Origin of the sequence: Streptomyces sp. MB09-02B, assembly GCF_033794485.1 — a bacterium.
Lineage (GTDB): Bacteria > Actinomycetota > Actinomycetes > Streptomycetales > Streptomycetaceae > Streptomyces.
Genome location: NZ_JARGEE010000252.1, coordinates 1 through 13261, shown reverse-complemented (window position 1 = coordinate 13261; position 13261 = coordinate 1). Strand labels below are relative to the sequence as shown.

The 13261-nt window shown below is 72.0% G+C and carries 12 protein-coding genes; 7 read left to right on the top strand and 5 right to left on the bottom strand.

Annotated features, from left to right (window positions below; genetic code table 11):
* The coding region (gene rsmI / locus P1P70_RS29065) for a 16S rRNA (cytidine(1402)-2'-O)-methyltransferase (protein WP_319242893.1) at window positions 1-743 on the bottom strand (743 nt) is incomplete at its 3' end.
* A 152-nt stretch (window positions 744-895) separates the two neighbouring features.
* Between rsmI and P1P70_RS29060 the strand changes: the two genes are divergently transcribed.
* The 3 genes from P1P70_RS29060 to P1P70_RS29050 all read left to right on the top strand — a co-directional run bounded on the left by P1P70_RS29060 (window position 896) and on the right by P1P70_RS29050 (window position 6561).
* On the top strand, window positions 896-2635 hold the full coding sequence (locus P1P70_RS29060; RefSeq protein ID WP_319242891.1) for a dolichyl-phosphate-mannose--protein mannosyltransferase: 1740 nt from the start codon (window positions 896-898) through the stop codon (window positions 2633-2635).
* Window positions 2636-2927: 292 nt separating this feature from the next.
* The gene (locus P1P70_RS29055; protein ID WP_319242889.1) at window positions 2928-4553 is read left to right on the top strand and encodes a penicillin-binding transpeptidase domain-containing protein; all 1626 of its coding nucleotides are present in this window, start codon (window positions 2928-2930) and stop codon (window positions 4551-4553) included.
* Window positions 4554-4821: 268 nt separating this feature from the next.
* The gene (locus P1P70_RS29050; RefSeq protein ID WP_319242887.1) at window positions 4822-6561 is read left to right on the top strand and encodes a penicillin-binding transpeptidase domain-containing protein; all 1740 of its coding nucleotides are present in this window, start codon (window positions 4822-4824) and stop codon (window positions 6559-6561) included.
* 37 nt (window positions 6562-6598) lie between these two features.
* On the opposite strand, the gene P1P70_RS29045 is transcribed toward P1P70_RS29050, so the two are convergent.
* Window positions 6599-7258: an RBBP9/YdeN family alpha/beta hydrolase gene (locus P1P70_RS29045; RefSeq protein ID WP_319242885.1), complete on the bottom strand. Its 660-nt coding sequence runs from the start codon at window positions 7256-7258 to the stop codon at window positions 6599-6601.
* Between the two features lie 286 nt (window positions 7259-7544).
* On the opposite strand from P1P70_RS29045, the gene P1P70_RS29040 reads away from it, so the two are divergent.
* From P1P70_RS29040 to P1P70_RS29025, 4 genes are all read left to right on the top strand, one after another.
* The gene (locus tag P1P70_RS29040) at window positions 7545-8057 is read left to right on the top strand and encodes a YbaK/EbsC family protein (RefSeq protein ID WP_319242883.1); all 513 of its coding nucleotides are present in this window, start codon (window positions 7545-7547) and stop codon (window positions 8055-8057) included.
* Window positions 8054-8899 (top strand): DMT family transporter, encoded by an 846-nt coding sequence (locus P1P70_RS29035; protein WP_319242881.1) that lies wholly within the window; start codon window positions 8054-8056, stop codon window positions 8897-8899. The genes P1P70_RS29040 and P1P70_RS29035 overlap by 4 nt, the downstream gene beginning before the upstream one ends.
* 145 nt (window positions 8900-9044) lie before the next feature.
* Complete coding sequence (locus P1P70_RS29030; protein ID WP_319242879.1) at window positions 9045-9320, top strand: DUF1876 domain-containing protein; 276 nt, start codon at window positions 9045-9047, stop codon at window positions 9318-9320.
* 123 nt (window positions 9321-9443) lie between these two features.
* Window positions 9444-10448, top strand: coding sequence for a helix-turn-helix domain-containing protein (locus tag P1P70_RS29025; protein WP_413471562.1), 1005 nt, complete (start codon window positions 9444-9446; stop codon window positions 10446-10448).
* A gap of 256 nt (window positions 10449-10704) precedes the next feature.
* On the opposite strand, the gene P1P70_RS29020 is transcribed toward P1P70_RS29025, so the two are convergent.
* The 3 genes from P1P70_RS29020 to P1P70_RS29010 form a co-directional block, all read right to left on the bottom strand.
* Window positions 10705-11880, bottom strand: coding sequence for a serine hydrolase domain-containing protein (locus tag P1P70_RS29020; protein WP_319242874.1), 1176 nt, complete (start codon window positions 11878-11880; stop codon window positions 10705-10707).
* Between the two features lie 136 nt (window positions 11881-12016).
* The gene (locus P1P70_RS29015; protein WP_319242872.1) at window positions 12017-12487 is read right to left on the bottom strand and encodes an organic hydroperoxide resistance protein; all 471 of its coding nucleotides are present in this window, start codon (window positions 12485-12487) and stop codon (window positions 12017-12019) included.
* Window positions 12488-12655: 168 nt separating this feature from the next.
* Window positions 12656-13129, bottom strand: a complete 474-nt coding sequence (locus P1P70_RS29010) for a MarR family transcriptional regulator (RefSeq protein WP_319242870.1) — start codon at window positions 13127-13129, stop codon at window positions 12656-12658.
* Window positions 13130-13261: the final 132 nt, after the last annotated feature.

Here is a 13261-nt window from a genome sequence, read left to right as displayed (position 1 = left end):
GCCTCCTCCCGCACCCGCACCCGCCGCACCAGTTCCCCGGCGTCCAGTTCCTCCGGTCCCTTCTCCGGCGCCCCCTCGACCACCACGGTGATCTCCCCGCGCACACCGTCCGCCGCCCACTCGGCCAGCTCCCCGAGAGGCCCCCGCTTGACCTCCTCGTACGTCTTGGTCAGCTCACGGCACACGGCGGCCCGCCGCCCCGCGCCGAAGGCCTCGGCCATCGCCGCGAGGGTGGCGTCGAGGCGGTGGGGCGCCTCGAAGTACACGAGGGTGCGCCGGTCCTCCGCGACCTCGCGGAGCCGGGCGAGCCGTTCCCCGGCCTTGCGCGGCGGGAACCCCTCGAAGCAGAACCGGTCGACGGGCAGCCCGGACAGGGCGAGCGCGGTGAGGACGGCCGAGGGACCGGGTACGGCGGTGACCCGGATGTCCTTCTCCACGGCGGCGGCGACCAGCCGGTACCCGGGGTCGGAGACCGACGGCATGCCCGCGTCGGTGACCAGCAGCACCCGGGCGCCACCCACCAGCGCCTCGACGAGTTCCGGCGTACGCGCGGCCTCGTTGCCCTCGAAGTAGGAGACGATCCGCCCGCCCGGCTGCACCCCCAGCGCCTGGGTGAGCCGCCGCAGCCGCCGCGTGTCCTCGGCGGCGATCACGTCCGCCCCGGCCAGCTCCTCGGCGAGCCGGGGCGGCGCGTCCGCGATCTCACCGATGGGAGTACCTGCCAACACAAGGATTCCAGTCACGCCCCCATCCTCCCAGCCACGCCCTGACCGGGGCGAAGCCGAGGTCCGGGGACGGCGGGGACCAGGGCGAAGCCGAGGTCCGGGGACGGCGGGGACCGGGCCACATCCTCATCCCACGGGACTCCCACAGCCGTGTTCCCTACGATGGCGCGGTGACCAGTACCGCGTCCTCCACGGACACCCGGCAGGACCAGGCCACCGAAGACCCGCGGCCGTCGTGGCAGCACCGCCTGCGCCGTTTCGGCTACACGGCTCCGCCGAGAAACGACGTACGCGCCCGGCTGGTGCCCCCGTACACCCGCCCCAGCCCACGCTTCTGGGCCGTCCTCGGCCTGCGCGAGGGGGTCGCGACCCGCCTCGTCCGCTGGTCGTCCTGGGGCGGCCCGCTGCTGGTCACGCTGGTCGCCGGACTGATGCGGTTCCACAACCTGGGCAGCCCCAGGGCGGTGATATTCGACGAGACGTACTACGCCAAGGACGCGTGGGCGATCGTCCACCGCGGCTACGAGGTCAACTGGGCCAAGAACGCCAACGAGCTGATCCTCCAGAACAACGGGAACGTCCCGATCCCGACGGACGCGGCCTACGTCGTGCACCCACCCGTCGGCAAGTACGTGATCGGTCTGGGCGAGCTGATGTTCGGCTTCGACCCGTTCGGCTGGCGGTTCATGACCGCCCTGCTCGGCACGCTCTCCGTCCTGATGCTGTGCCGTATCGGCCGCCGCATCTTCCGCTCGACGTTCCTCGGCTGCCTCGCGGGCGCCCTGTTGGCCGTCGACGGTCTGCACTTCGTGATGAGCCGCACGGCGCTGCTGGACCAGGTCCTGATGTTCTTCGTCCTGGCGGCGTTCGGCTGTCTGGTCATCGACCGCGACAAGGCACGCCAACGCCTGGCCGCGGCCCTCCCCCCGGACGGCGACGGGGTCGTACGCCCCAACTCCCTCATCGCCGAGACCACCCGTCTGGGCTGGCGCCCGTACCGCTGGCTGGCCGGACTCTGCCTGGGCCTGGCGCTCGGCACCAAGTGGAACGCCCTGTACTTCATGGTGTTCTTCGGGATCATGACGGTGCTCTGGGACTACGCGGCCCGCAAGGTCGCCGGCGCCCGTCAGCCGCTGATCGCGACGCTCCAGCGCGACCTGGGCCTCGCCTTCCTCTCCACCGTCCCGGTGGTGATCGTCACGTACCTGGTCTCCTGGACGGGCTGGATCCTCTCCCCGGACGACGGCAGCGGCGGCTACTACCGCAACTGGGCCGCGACCGAGGGCAAGGGCGGCTGGTTCAGCTGGCTGCCGGACTGGCTGCGCAGCCTGTGGCACTACGAGCACGCCGTCTACGAGTTCCACGTCGGCCTGTCGTCCCCGCACACGTACCAGTCGAACCCGTGGAGCTGGATCGTCCTCGGCCGCCCGGTCTCCTACTTCTACGAGTCCCCGTCCCCGGGCAAGGACGGCTGCGCGGCCGACACCGCCGACAAGTGCGCCCGCGAGGTCCTGGCCATCGGCACGCCCCTGCTGTGGTGGGCCGCCGCCTTCGCCGTCCTCTACGTGCTGTGGCGCTGGTTCTTCCGCCGCGACTGGCGTGCCGGCGCGATCGCCTGCGGCATCGCCGCCGGCTACCTCCCCTGGTTCATCTACCAGGAACGCACGATCTTCTTCTTCTACGCCGTCGTCTTCCTCCCCTTCCTCTGCCTCGCCGTCACGATGATGATCGGCGCGATCCTCGGCCCACCCGGCGCCCCGGAACGCCGCCGCGTGGCGGGCGCGGCAGCCGCCGGCGTCCTGGTCCTCCTCATCGCTTGGAACTTCATCTATTTCTGGCCCCTGTACACCGGCCAGCCCATCCCGATCGACAGCTGGCGGTCGCGGATGTGGCTGGACACCTGGGTCTAGCCGCCCGCAGACGTGGCGAGTGGCGGCCGGTGGTCGTACCTCGGGTGACCGCCGGTCCCACGTCGGGCGACTGCCGGTCCCCCGACGGGTGGCTGGATATGTGGGCGTGACGGCCTGAAGGGGGCCCTTCGGATCCGTCCGGCTAACAATCAGGGCACACACGGGAAGCATTTTTCCCACGCGTTACTCCCGCGTGTTTACAGTGAGCCTCGGCAAGCGGTTTCTGAACGCGTTCAAAGGGTGTTCGGGGCCGACGGGAAGCCAGCACGGGGTAACGGGGAAGGGGCGCGTCATGCGCAAGGGGGTCAAGGTCGCCATAGTCGGCGGGGTGTTCGCCGCGATGGTGGGGGGTGCCGGGTACGGCGGGTACAACTTCGTGACCGCGCTCAACGGGGACGGCGGGGGCGTCGAGAAGCGCAGCGGGCCGCCGAGTGCGGACGAGGTGCGGGAGACCACGGAGAAGTTCTTCGCCGCGTGGGAGAAGGGGGACGCGGCCACGGCCTCCTCGTACACGAACAACGCGGCGGACGCGCAGGCCGTGTTCGGCAGTTTCGTCGACGCCGCGCGGATCGCGGACGTGAAGATCGAGCCGGGCGAGCCCACCGGATCCGGGGACAGGACCGTCCCGTACTCCGTCGCCGCCACGGTGTCGTACGACGGGAAGAGCAAGAAGCTCGCCTACAAGAGCCGGCTGACCGTCGTGCGGGGCGAGACGACCGGGCGGGCCCTGGTCGACTGGCGGCCGACCGTCGTGCATCCCGAGCTGAAGGCCGGCGACCGCCTGTTCGTCGGCGAGGCGGCGGCACCGCCCATCGAGGCCGTGGACCGGAACGGCAAGGTGCTGACCAAGGAGAAGTACCCCTCCCTCGGACCGGTCCTCGACACCCTGCGCGAACGCTACGGCGCCGACGCGGGCGGCACCCCCGGTGTCGAGCTGGGCATCCGCCACACCACCACGAACGCGGGCGACACCACGCTGCTGACCCTCGCCGAGGGCAAGGCGGGCAAGCTGGAGACCACCATCAGCGCGGGGGTGCAGGCGGCGGCCGAGAAGGCGGTCAAGAAGTTCGGAGAGTCGTCGGTGGTCGCGCTGCAGCCCAGCACCGGGCAGGTGCTGGCGGTCGCCAACAACCGCCAGGACGGCTTCAACGCGGCCTTCCAGGGCGAACTGCCGCCCGGCTCCACGATGAAGATCGTCACCGCCGCGATGCTCATCGACAACGGCGTGACCTCCATGAACGGCCCCGCCCCCTGCCCCGACACGGCCACCTGGCAGAGCCAGACCTTCAAGAACCTGCCGGGCCTGAAGGCCGACGAGTCCGCCACCCTCGCCAACAGCTTCGAACGGTCCTGCAACACGGCCTTCATCAAGCTGATCGACGAAAAGCCGCTGACCGACGCGTCGTTGACCGAGGAGGCGCAGGAGCGGTTCGGGATCGGCCGGGACGACTGGAAGACGGGCATCGCCTCCATGGACGGCAAGGTACCGCCGTCCGGCGGACCGAACCGGGCCGCCAACGCCATCGGGCAGGGCGATGTGCTGATGAACCCGCTGAACATGGCGTCGGTGACGTCCACGGCGATCACGGGGCGGTTCCGGCAGCCGTATCTGGTCTCGCCGGAGCTGGACGAACGGGAGCTGGCGACTGCGGAGGGGCTGAAGGCCAGTACGTCCTCGCAGCTGAAGCAGATGATGAGGCTGACCGCGACACAGGGGACCGCCCGGACCGTCATGGCGGGTCTGAGCGGGGACATCGGGGCGAAGACCGGGTCCGCGGAGATCGACGGGCAGGCGGTGGCGGACAGTTGGTTCACCGGGTTCCGCGGGGACGTGGCCGCGGCGGCGATGTCGGAGGGCGGTGGCCGTGGCGGCGAGGCGGCCGGGCCGATCGTGGTGGATGTGCTGAAGGCCGGGTGACGAGATGAGCGGCCGAGTCGCGCCGTCGAGGGTGCGATTCGTCGCGGGGTGCGGGGCCGTGGTCTTTCAGGCCCGCAGGGGCCTGGTCTTTCAGGGGCGCGGGGGCCTGGTCTTTCAGGGGCGCGGGGAACTGCGCGAGAAGCCCCACGCACCCGCACCCGACAACGCACCCTCTGCGGCCCAACCCCACGGAGTGATCCCCGGGACTCTAGTGTGGTGGTTCTCGTTGAGGAACGAGAGGCAGCCGGGGGCAGCGGAAGGTCGGAGCGTGGGTAAGAGAAGGCGTGTCGACGAGCGGAAGACCGCGAAGTCGGGGAGGTCACGGCGGCACCTCGTGCTGGGCGGAGTGGCGGTCGCCGCCCTCGGCGGTGGCGCGATGGCCGTGTACACGGTGTTCGGCACCGGCGCGGCCGCCGAGGACGGCTCGGCCGACGCCAAGGCCGTGAAGAGCGGCCCCCTGTCCGCCGCCGAGGTCCGCACGGCCGCGACCACGTTCCTCACGGCCTGGCAGAAGGGCACGGTCGCGAAGGCCGCCGCCGCCACGGACGACTCGACGGCCGCCACGACGGCGTTGACCGGCTTCACCAAGGACGCCCACATCACGGACGTCACCCTCACCCGTGGCAAGCGCACGGGCGACGAGGTGCCGTTCACGGTGAAGGGCACGGTCTCCTTCAAGGGCACCGAGAAGCCGCTGACCTACAAGTCCGCCCTCACCGTCGTACGGGCGAAGAAGGACGGCGAACCCGTCGTCGACTGGCAGCCGTCCGTCGTCCACCCCGAACTCGCCGAGGGCGACCGGCTGGTGACCGGCGAGGCCGGCACTCCCCCGGTCAAGGCCCTCGACCGGGACGGGGGCGAGCTGACGACGAAGAAGTACCCGTCGCTGGGCTCGGTGCTGGACGGTCTGCGCGAGAAGTACGGCAAGAAGGCGGGCGGCAAGGCGGGCGTCGAGCTGCGGATCGTCCGCGCCGACCCCACGGACTCCCCCAAGTCCCCCAAATCCGCGGACTCGGCCAACTCCACCAAGTCCACCGAGTCCACCAAGAAGAAGGCCGCCGACAAGACGCTGCTGGAGCTGAGCAAGGGCACTCCGGGCGAGGTGCGGACGACGCTCAGCCCGGCGCTGCAGGCCGCCGCCGAGGAGAAGGTGGCGGCCACGAAGCGGGCGTCGGTGGTCGTGATGCGGCCCTCCACCGGAGAGATCCTCGCCGCGGCCAACTCCAGCAGCTTCAACGTGGCGTTCCAGGGCTCGCTGGCCCCCGGCTCCACGATGAAGATCGTGTCGTCGGCCCTGCTGATCGACAAGGGCCTGGCCTCGGCGGACAAGGGGCACCCGTGCCCCAAGTACTCGGCGTACGGCGGCTGGAAGTTCCAGAACGACGACAAGTTCGAGATCAAGGGCGGGACGTTCAAGGCGAGTTTCGCCCGCTCCTGCAACACCGCCTTCATCTCCCAGGCGAAGAAGCTGGACGACGACTCCCTGACCAAGGAGGCCCAGCAGGTCTTCGGGCTCGGCCTGAACAACTGGGCCATCGGCGTCTCCAGCTTCGACGGCGCGGTGCCGGTGCAGAGCGACGCCCCGATGGCGGCCTCGCTGATCGGCCAGGGCGGGGTGCGGATGAACCCGCTGAACATGGCGTCCGTGGTCGCGACGGCCAAGACGGGCGTCTTCAAGCAGCCCTACCTGGTCCCGCCGTCCGTCGACGACCGCACCCTCGCGACCGCCTCCCGGCCCATGTCGGAGACGGTCCGCACCCAGCTCGTCGAACTCCTCAAGTACACCGCCGCGGCCGGTACGGCGGCCGAGGCGATGTCGGGTCTCGGCCCCGACTACGGCGCCAAGACCGGCTCCGCCGAGGTCGACGGCCAGAAGGAGCCCAACGGTTGGTTCACCGCCTGGAAGGGCGACCTGGCCTCCGCCGGGGTCGTCCAACAGGGCGGCCACGGCAGCGAGTCGGCGGGCCCGATCGTGGCCGCGCTGCTCAAGGCGGGCAGCGGCGGCTGACAGCGGCGGCCGGCGGTCGGCGGTCGATGGCCGGCGGTTAGTCGCCGGTCGCGTCCGTCCGCTGTACGGAGCGCTCCTGGATCGGCATCTTCTCGTACGCCTCGGACGCCGGACGCAGACACCAGTCGAGCATCGACGGCCAGGGGCCGTAGCCCGAGTCCGGGTTGAGGTGGGCCTCGCCGGGCAGCACGTCGACGGGCAGGCCGAGGGGCCGCGCGTACGCCGTGGCCGCGTCCGGCAGGCAGTACGGGTCGTTGTCGCTGCCGACGACCCGGGTGTACGTCGCCGACGCGGCCAGCCGTTCCGGGGTCAGCGACGGCGGGGCGAACTCGGCGATCTCCGGCTGCTTCAGGGCGAACTCGGGGGACGGCGGGGCCACGAGGAGGACGCGGTCGACGGGGCCGGACAGGATGCCGTCCCGGGCGACGGCGTGCAGCCACAGCAGACAGGCCAGGCTGTGGCAGACCACGGTGATCCGCCGTTCCGCCAACTCGCCGAGCAGCGCGTCCAGTTCCGCGAGCCACCGCTCCAGGTCCGGGTCGTCCGCCTCCGGGAGCTGGGGGTAGGCGACCTCGTGGCCCAGGTCGGTGAGGCGGTCGGCCAGCCAGTGCTGCCAGTGGGTGGGCGGGCGGTGGTTCTGCCAGCCGTGCAGGATGAGGAAGGCGCGGGTGTCGTCGGCGGGCGGGGTTTCTGTCATCCCCCGATCGTCAGCGAAACGGATCGGCCGGTCCAGTGCCGTCTCTGTTGGTGGATGGGATGGAGGGGGGGCGTCCTGGGCTGCGTGCGGGCCGGTGGGGGTTGCTCGCGCAGTTCCCCGCGCCCCTGAAAGCTTCAGGCCCCAGCGGGCCTGAGAAGCACGGGGCGCAGCCCCTGCTTCTCAGGGGCGCGGGGAACTGCGCGAGAAGCCCCACGCACCCGCACCCGCCCACGCACCCCGACAACCCACTCGCATGGCCCCTACACCCACCACTACCGTGCCGCACATGACCACCGACGCGCAGGACACCACCGGCTCCGGAGCCCACCCCCTCTTCGCCGAGGCACTCATCACCCTGGGTCTCGCCGAACTGCACACCCGCATCCGCCGTTTCCCGGAAGCCACCCGCACCGCGGCGGACGCGGCCGCCGCCCTCGGCTGTGAGCTGAGCGAGATCTGCAAGTCGCTGGTCTTCGCGGCGGACGGCGTCCCCGTCCTGGTGCTCATGGACGGCGCGTCCCGCGTCGACGTGGAGCTGGTCCGGCGTGAACTCGGCGCCACGAAGGTCACCCGCGCCCGCGCCGACGTCGTACGGGAGACGACCGGGTACGCGATCGGCGGGGTCCCACCCTTCGGACACCGCACGAGGACGCGCGTCCTCGCCGACCGCTCGCTCCTCGCCCACACGACGGTGTGGGCGGCGGCCGGCACCCCGTACACCGTCTTCCCCATGGAACCCGAGGCGCTGATCGCGCACGCGGGCGCCACTGTCGTGGACGTCCGCGAGCACGACGCGTGACGCCGCTCGTCACCGCGGCGGTGCTGCTCGCCGCGGTCACCCACGCCAGCTGGAACGCGATCGCCCACAGGATCACGGACAAGCTCGTCGGGTTCACGCTGATAGCCGGCGGCGGCACGCTGATCGGGTTCGCGATGGTGCCCTTCGTACCGCTCCCCGAGTCCGACGCGTGGCCGTATCTGATCGCCTCGGTGGTCATTCACCTCGTGTACTACGTGCTGCTGATGACGTCGTTCCGGCTGGGCGACTTCGGCCAGGCGTACCCGATCGCGCGCGGCTCCGCGCCCCTCGTCGTCACCGTCCTCGCGGCGTTCTTCGCGCACGAGGTGCCGGACGGCTGGGCGGCGGCCGGCATCCTGCTGAGCTGCGCCGGGCTGACCGGCGTCGCCCTGTGGGGACTGCGTGGCGGGAGGCCGCACTGGGCGGCGATCGGGGCGGCGCTGGCCACGGGCCTGTCGATCGCCGCGTACACGGTCGTGGACGGCCTCGGTGTCCGGGCCTCCGGGTCCGCGATGGCCTACATCGCCTGGCTCATGGCGCTGGAGGGGCTCGCGATCCCCGCGTACGCGCTCTGGCGGTGGCGCGGGGAGACGGTCGCGCGGCTCCGGCCGTTCGCCGGTGTGGGCCTCCTCGGCGCCGCGCTGTCCGTGGCTGCGTACGGGCTGGTCCTGTGGGCCCAGACGAAGGCCGAGTTGGCGCCCATCGCGGCCCTGCGGGAGTCGTCGATCATCGTGGGGGCGGCGATCGGGGCGGTGTTCTTCAAGGAGCGGTTCGGGGCGCCACGGCTGGTGGCGGCGGGGCTGCTGGTGGTGGGGATCGGGCTGATGCTGCGGGCCGGGTAGACGGGTCGTGGACCGGTCGTGGACCGGTCGTGGACCGAGGTTCGGACCGGGAGCCGGGGCGGGAGCCGGGGCGGGCACCGCGCAGGTCGTGCATCCCCCGGCGGGGAGGAGCACTCTGGAAAGAGCGGTTCCGGAGGTGATCGTGATGATGAAGACCGCAGTCGGATGGCACATCGAGCTGGAGTTCCAGGAGGACGATCAGCGCACACGGGCGGCGGCCGTCGTACGGCTCCCCGACGGGAAGGAGGTACGCGCCAACGGCTACGCCAGCCGCCACCAGACCGACGCCAATCAGCCCCGGGTCGGCGAGGAGATCGCCGGGGCCAGGGCCTTGAACGAGCTCGCCATGAAGCTGCTCACCAAGGCCCACGACGAGATAGACGAGGCATCGGGCAGGACGTCCCACCCGATCGCCCTCTGAAGCCTCTGAGCAGGCGGCCCGCAGGCACCCGGCGACGAGGCGCTCCCCACCCCGGCCGACCCCGCGCGGCCGGGGTCCCGGGTGCCCAACAGGCCCGTTTCCTCCCTGTGGTTGACTGACCCCGTGCTGCACGAGTCGGTCTTCCGGTCCGTGGACCTCCCGGTGGACGCCCGGTTCGAGGCCTGGGCGGAGCTGCTGCGACAGACGCACGCGCCCATGGACCTGGTCCCCATCCCCCTCTCGACGGCCGACCGCGGCCACCACCCCGGCGCCGACTACCACGCGCACCAACGCCTGATCGCCCTCGGTGACGTGACGATCTGGCCCGCCACCTTCGACCCGATCGTCTTCCGCCGCACCCCGAGAATGGTCCGGCAGTCCGACCCGGAGACGTTCCATCTCTCCCTCCTCCTCCAGGGCGAGGGCGCCGCCAGCTGGGGCAGACAGCAAACCGCGTACGAGGCCCAGGACTTCCACGTCAACTGCACCTCGATGGCGTACGACATCCTCACCGGCACCGAACCGGTCACCACCGTCGGCGTCGAGATACCCCGCTCCCTCGTCGCCCTGCCCGCGCACAGCGCGGACCGGGTGGTCGGCAGCCGTCTGTCGGGGCGGGAGGGCGTCGGCGCGCTGCTCGCGCAGTTCCTGATACGGCTGGCGGAGGACACGACCCCGTACGGACCGGCCGACGCGCCCCGCCTGGGCACGGTCGTCGCCGACCTGATCACCGCGCTCTTCGGCCACGTCGCCGACACGCAGCCGCGGCTGACGCCGGAGGCCCACAGGCGGACGCTGCTGCTGAACGTCAAGGTCTTCATACGACGGCATCTGAGCGACCCCGACCTGACCCCCGCGGCCATCGCCACCGCCCACCACATCTCCCGCAGCTATCTGCACCGGCTCTTCCAGGAGGAGGGCCTGACCGTCGCGACGTACGTCCGCGACCAGCGGCTGCGGAACGCGTACCGCGATCTCACCGCCCCCGACCCGGTGCTGCGGGCCACCCCGATCCACGCGATCGGCGCGCGCTGGGGGTTTCCCCGGGCGGCCGAGTTCAGCCGGGCGTTCCGTACGGTGTACGGGCTGCCGCCGAGTGAGCTGCGGAGCCGGGTGGCCGCCCAGTGAGCCGCGGAGCCGGGGGCCCCCGGGGGGCGGTGAACAGTGGACTCGTTGCCAAGTGACAGTGGACCGTCTGCCAACGACATGCGGGGGAATTCGTCGCATCCTGGTGATCGCCGCCGCGGAGGGCGGCCGTCCGGATCACCGGGATCGGGCCAGGACACACGGGGGAGCCCTGGGCCGGTCCGGCCGCTCACCGCGACGGCCGCCTTCCGCGAGGTGCGGCCGGCGCCGCGAGCCGGAGGCCGCGCCCCTCGGCCGTTCAGCCCTTCAGCGCCTCCCGCACCGCCCTCACCAGCGCCTGCGCCCTCGGGTCCGCCGTCACCGTCTTGCGGTAGCCGTTCGTGACGTAGCCGAAGGCGATGCCGGACTCGGGGTCGGCGAAGCCGAGCGGGCCGCCTCGGCCGGGGTGTCCGAAAGAGGTCGGGGCCAGCAGCGGGGAGGCGGTCCCGTGGAGCATGTAGCCGAGCCCGAAGCGGGTGTTGATGACGAGGACGCGGTCGGGACCGGAGGACTCCTCTGCGCGGGCCGCGGCCAGGGTCGCCGGGGCGAACAGCCGTACGCCGTCGACCTCGCCGACGAGCGCCGCGTAGAAGCGGGCCAGGCCGTCCGCCGTGGCGATGCCGTTGGTCGCCGGGAGCGCGGACGCGCGGTACGCCGGGTCGTTCTGGTCGGGGAACGGGGTGATCGCGGCGAACGCGCGGCGTGTGAGGGAGTCGGGGTCGTCGTAGGCCTCGGTGACCGAGCGCTTGGCGCGGACCCGGAGGCCGCCGGTGGGCTCGGGCGCCGACTCCAGGCGCCCGGCGCGGCCGACCCGGCCGGTCGCCTCCACCGGGTCCGGCAGGCCCAGCCACAGGTCGTCGGCCAGGCCCAGCGGGGCGGCGATGTCGGACGCGATCCACTCGCCGGTGCCCCGGCCGGTCACCCGCCGGACCAGTTCGTCGAGCAGCCAGCCGTAGGTGAGTGGGTGGTAGCCGTGGGCGGTGCCGGGCTCCCACGCGGGGGTCTGCGCGGCGACGGCCTCGGGGCCCCGGCGCGGGTCCAGGGCCTCGGCGGGGGTGAGGGGGTGGTCCAGGACCGGGAGCCCGGCGCGGTGGTTGAGCACGTGCCGCACCAGGACGCGGTCCTTGCCGTGCGCCTTGAACTCCGGCCAGTACCGGCCCACTGGCGCGTCGAGGTCCAGTACCCCGCGCTCGGCCAGCATCAGTGGTACGGCGGCGGCGACGCCCTTGGTGGCCGAGCGCATGATCTGGGCGGTGTTCCGCTGCCAGGGTTCGGTGCCGTCGACGTCCCGGGTGCCGGCCCACAGGTCGACGACCCGGCGCCCGTGCCGGTACACGACCACGGCCGCGCCCCGCTCGCCGAGTGCCTCGAAGTTGCGTACGAACGCGGCCCTGACCGGTTCGAAGCCCTCGGCGACCGTACCGTTCACGTCCACGTCGGTGCTCCCTGTCCGTTCACTCGCCGCGTCGCTCGCCACGGCGACGGGTGCAACGTACCCGCACGGCCCCGGATTCCCCCGTCCGGGGCCTGTCGAGCCCGCCGCCCGGGCCGCCTGTGCCGGCTGGGCCGCCTCAGCCCAGCACGATCGTGACGTCGATGTTGTCGCGGGTCGCGTTCGAGTACGGGCAGACCTGGTGGGCCGCGTCGACGAGCTTGGCCGCGATGTCCTGGTCGATGACCGGGAGGGAGACACTGAGGGCGACGGCGAGGCCGTAACCGCGCTGCTGGTTGGGGCCGATGCCGACCTTCGCGGCGACGGTGGAGCCGGTGAGGTCGTAGCCCGCGCGGCGGCCGACGAGGACCAGCGCGTTGTGGAAGCAGGAGCTGTACCCCGCGGCGAACAGCTGCTCGGGGTTGGTGCCGTCGCCGTCACCGCCCATCGCCGGAGGCATCGCGACCTTGAGGTCGATCTGGCCGTCCTGACTGCTGATGTAGCCGTCGCGACCGCCGTGCGCGGTGGCCTCGGCGACGTACATGATCTTCGTCGGCCGGGTGTCGGGACGCGTATCGGAACGGGTCTCCACCGCGGTGTCGTCAGTCATTCCCTTGGCCTCCCCCAGGACGAGCGCGTGGCCTCCCCAGGACAGGCGCGCACAAATACATCGTGCACAAGGTACCGGTCGGTAGGGGAGAGCGGTTACCAGGGGGTAGTAACCGGGGGTAACACAAGGTCACCTTCGGCCGTGCTCAGCGACCCGCCGCGGGCGCGCTCAACGGCCTGCCGCCTGGGCCGCCCGCGCCGTCAGCTGCCACAGCTCCTCGCGCAGCCGGGCCACGTCCGGGCCCTGCATACCGGTGGCGGCGGCGAGGGCGGCGGGGACGGCGGCCGCGCGGTCCCGGAGCTGCTCGCCGCGCCCGGTGAGGGCGATCCGCACCGATCGTTCGTCGCGCGGGGACCGCTCCCGGCGCAGCAGTCCGGCCGACTCCAGCCGCTTCAGCAACGGCGAGACCGTGCCGTAGTCGAGGCGCAGGGTGCCCGCCAGTTCCTTGACGCTGGTCTCGCCGTGCTCCCAGAGGGAGAGCATGACCAGGTACTGCGGGTAGGTCAGGCCGAGTTCGTCGAGCAGCGGACGGTACGCGGCGGTGACCGCGCGCTGGGCCGCGTAGAGGGCGAAACACAACTGCTCGTCGAGGAGCAGCGAGCCGTGCCGGGGCGCATCCGCTGGGTTCGTCACGGGGTCCATTGTCGCGGACGCCGTATTCGTCTGCGGGTCCGGTGGGGGTTGCTCGCGCAGTTCCCCGCGCCCCTGAAAAGCAGGGGCTGCGCCCCGTGCTTTTCAGGCCCGCAGCCCCTGCTTTTCAGGGGCGCGGGGAAC

Bases quoted from the DNA above. Each gene is read 5' to 3' on its own strand.
- P1P70_RS29055 (WP_319242889.1), top strand. From the start codon at position 2,928: ATGCGCAAGGGGGTCAAGGTCGCCATAGTCGGCGGGGTGTTCGCCGCG.
- P1P70_RS29045 (WP_319242885.1), bottom strand. From the start codon at position 7,258: ATGACAGAAACCCCGCCCGCCGACGACACCCGCGCCTTCCTCATCCTG.
- P1P70_RS29040 (WP_319242883.1), top strand. From the start codon at position 7,545: ATGACCACCGACGCGCAGGACACCACCGGCTCCGGAGCCCACCCCCTC.
- P1P70_RS29030 (WP_319242879.1), top strand. From the start codon at position 9,045: ATGATGAAGACCGCAGTCGGATGGCACATCGAGCTGGAGTTCCAGGAG.
- P1P70_RS29015 (WP_319242872.1), bottom strand. From the start codon at position 12,487: ATGACTGACGACACCGCGGTGGAGACCCGTTCCGATACGCGTCCCGAC.
- P1P70_RS29010 (WP_319242870.1), bottom strand. From the start codon at position 13,129: ATGGACCCCGTGACGAACCCAGCGGATGCGCCCCGGCACGGCTCGCTG.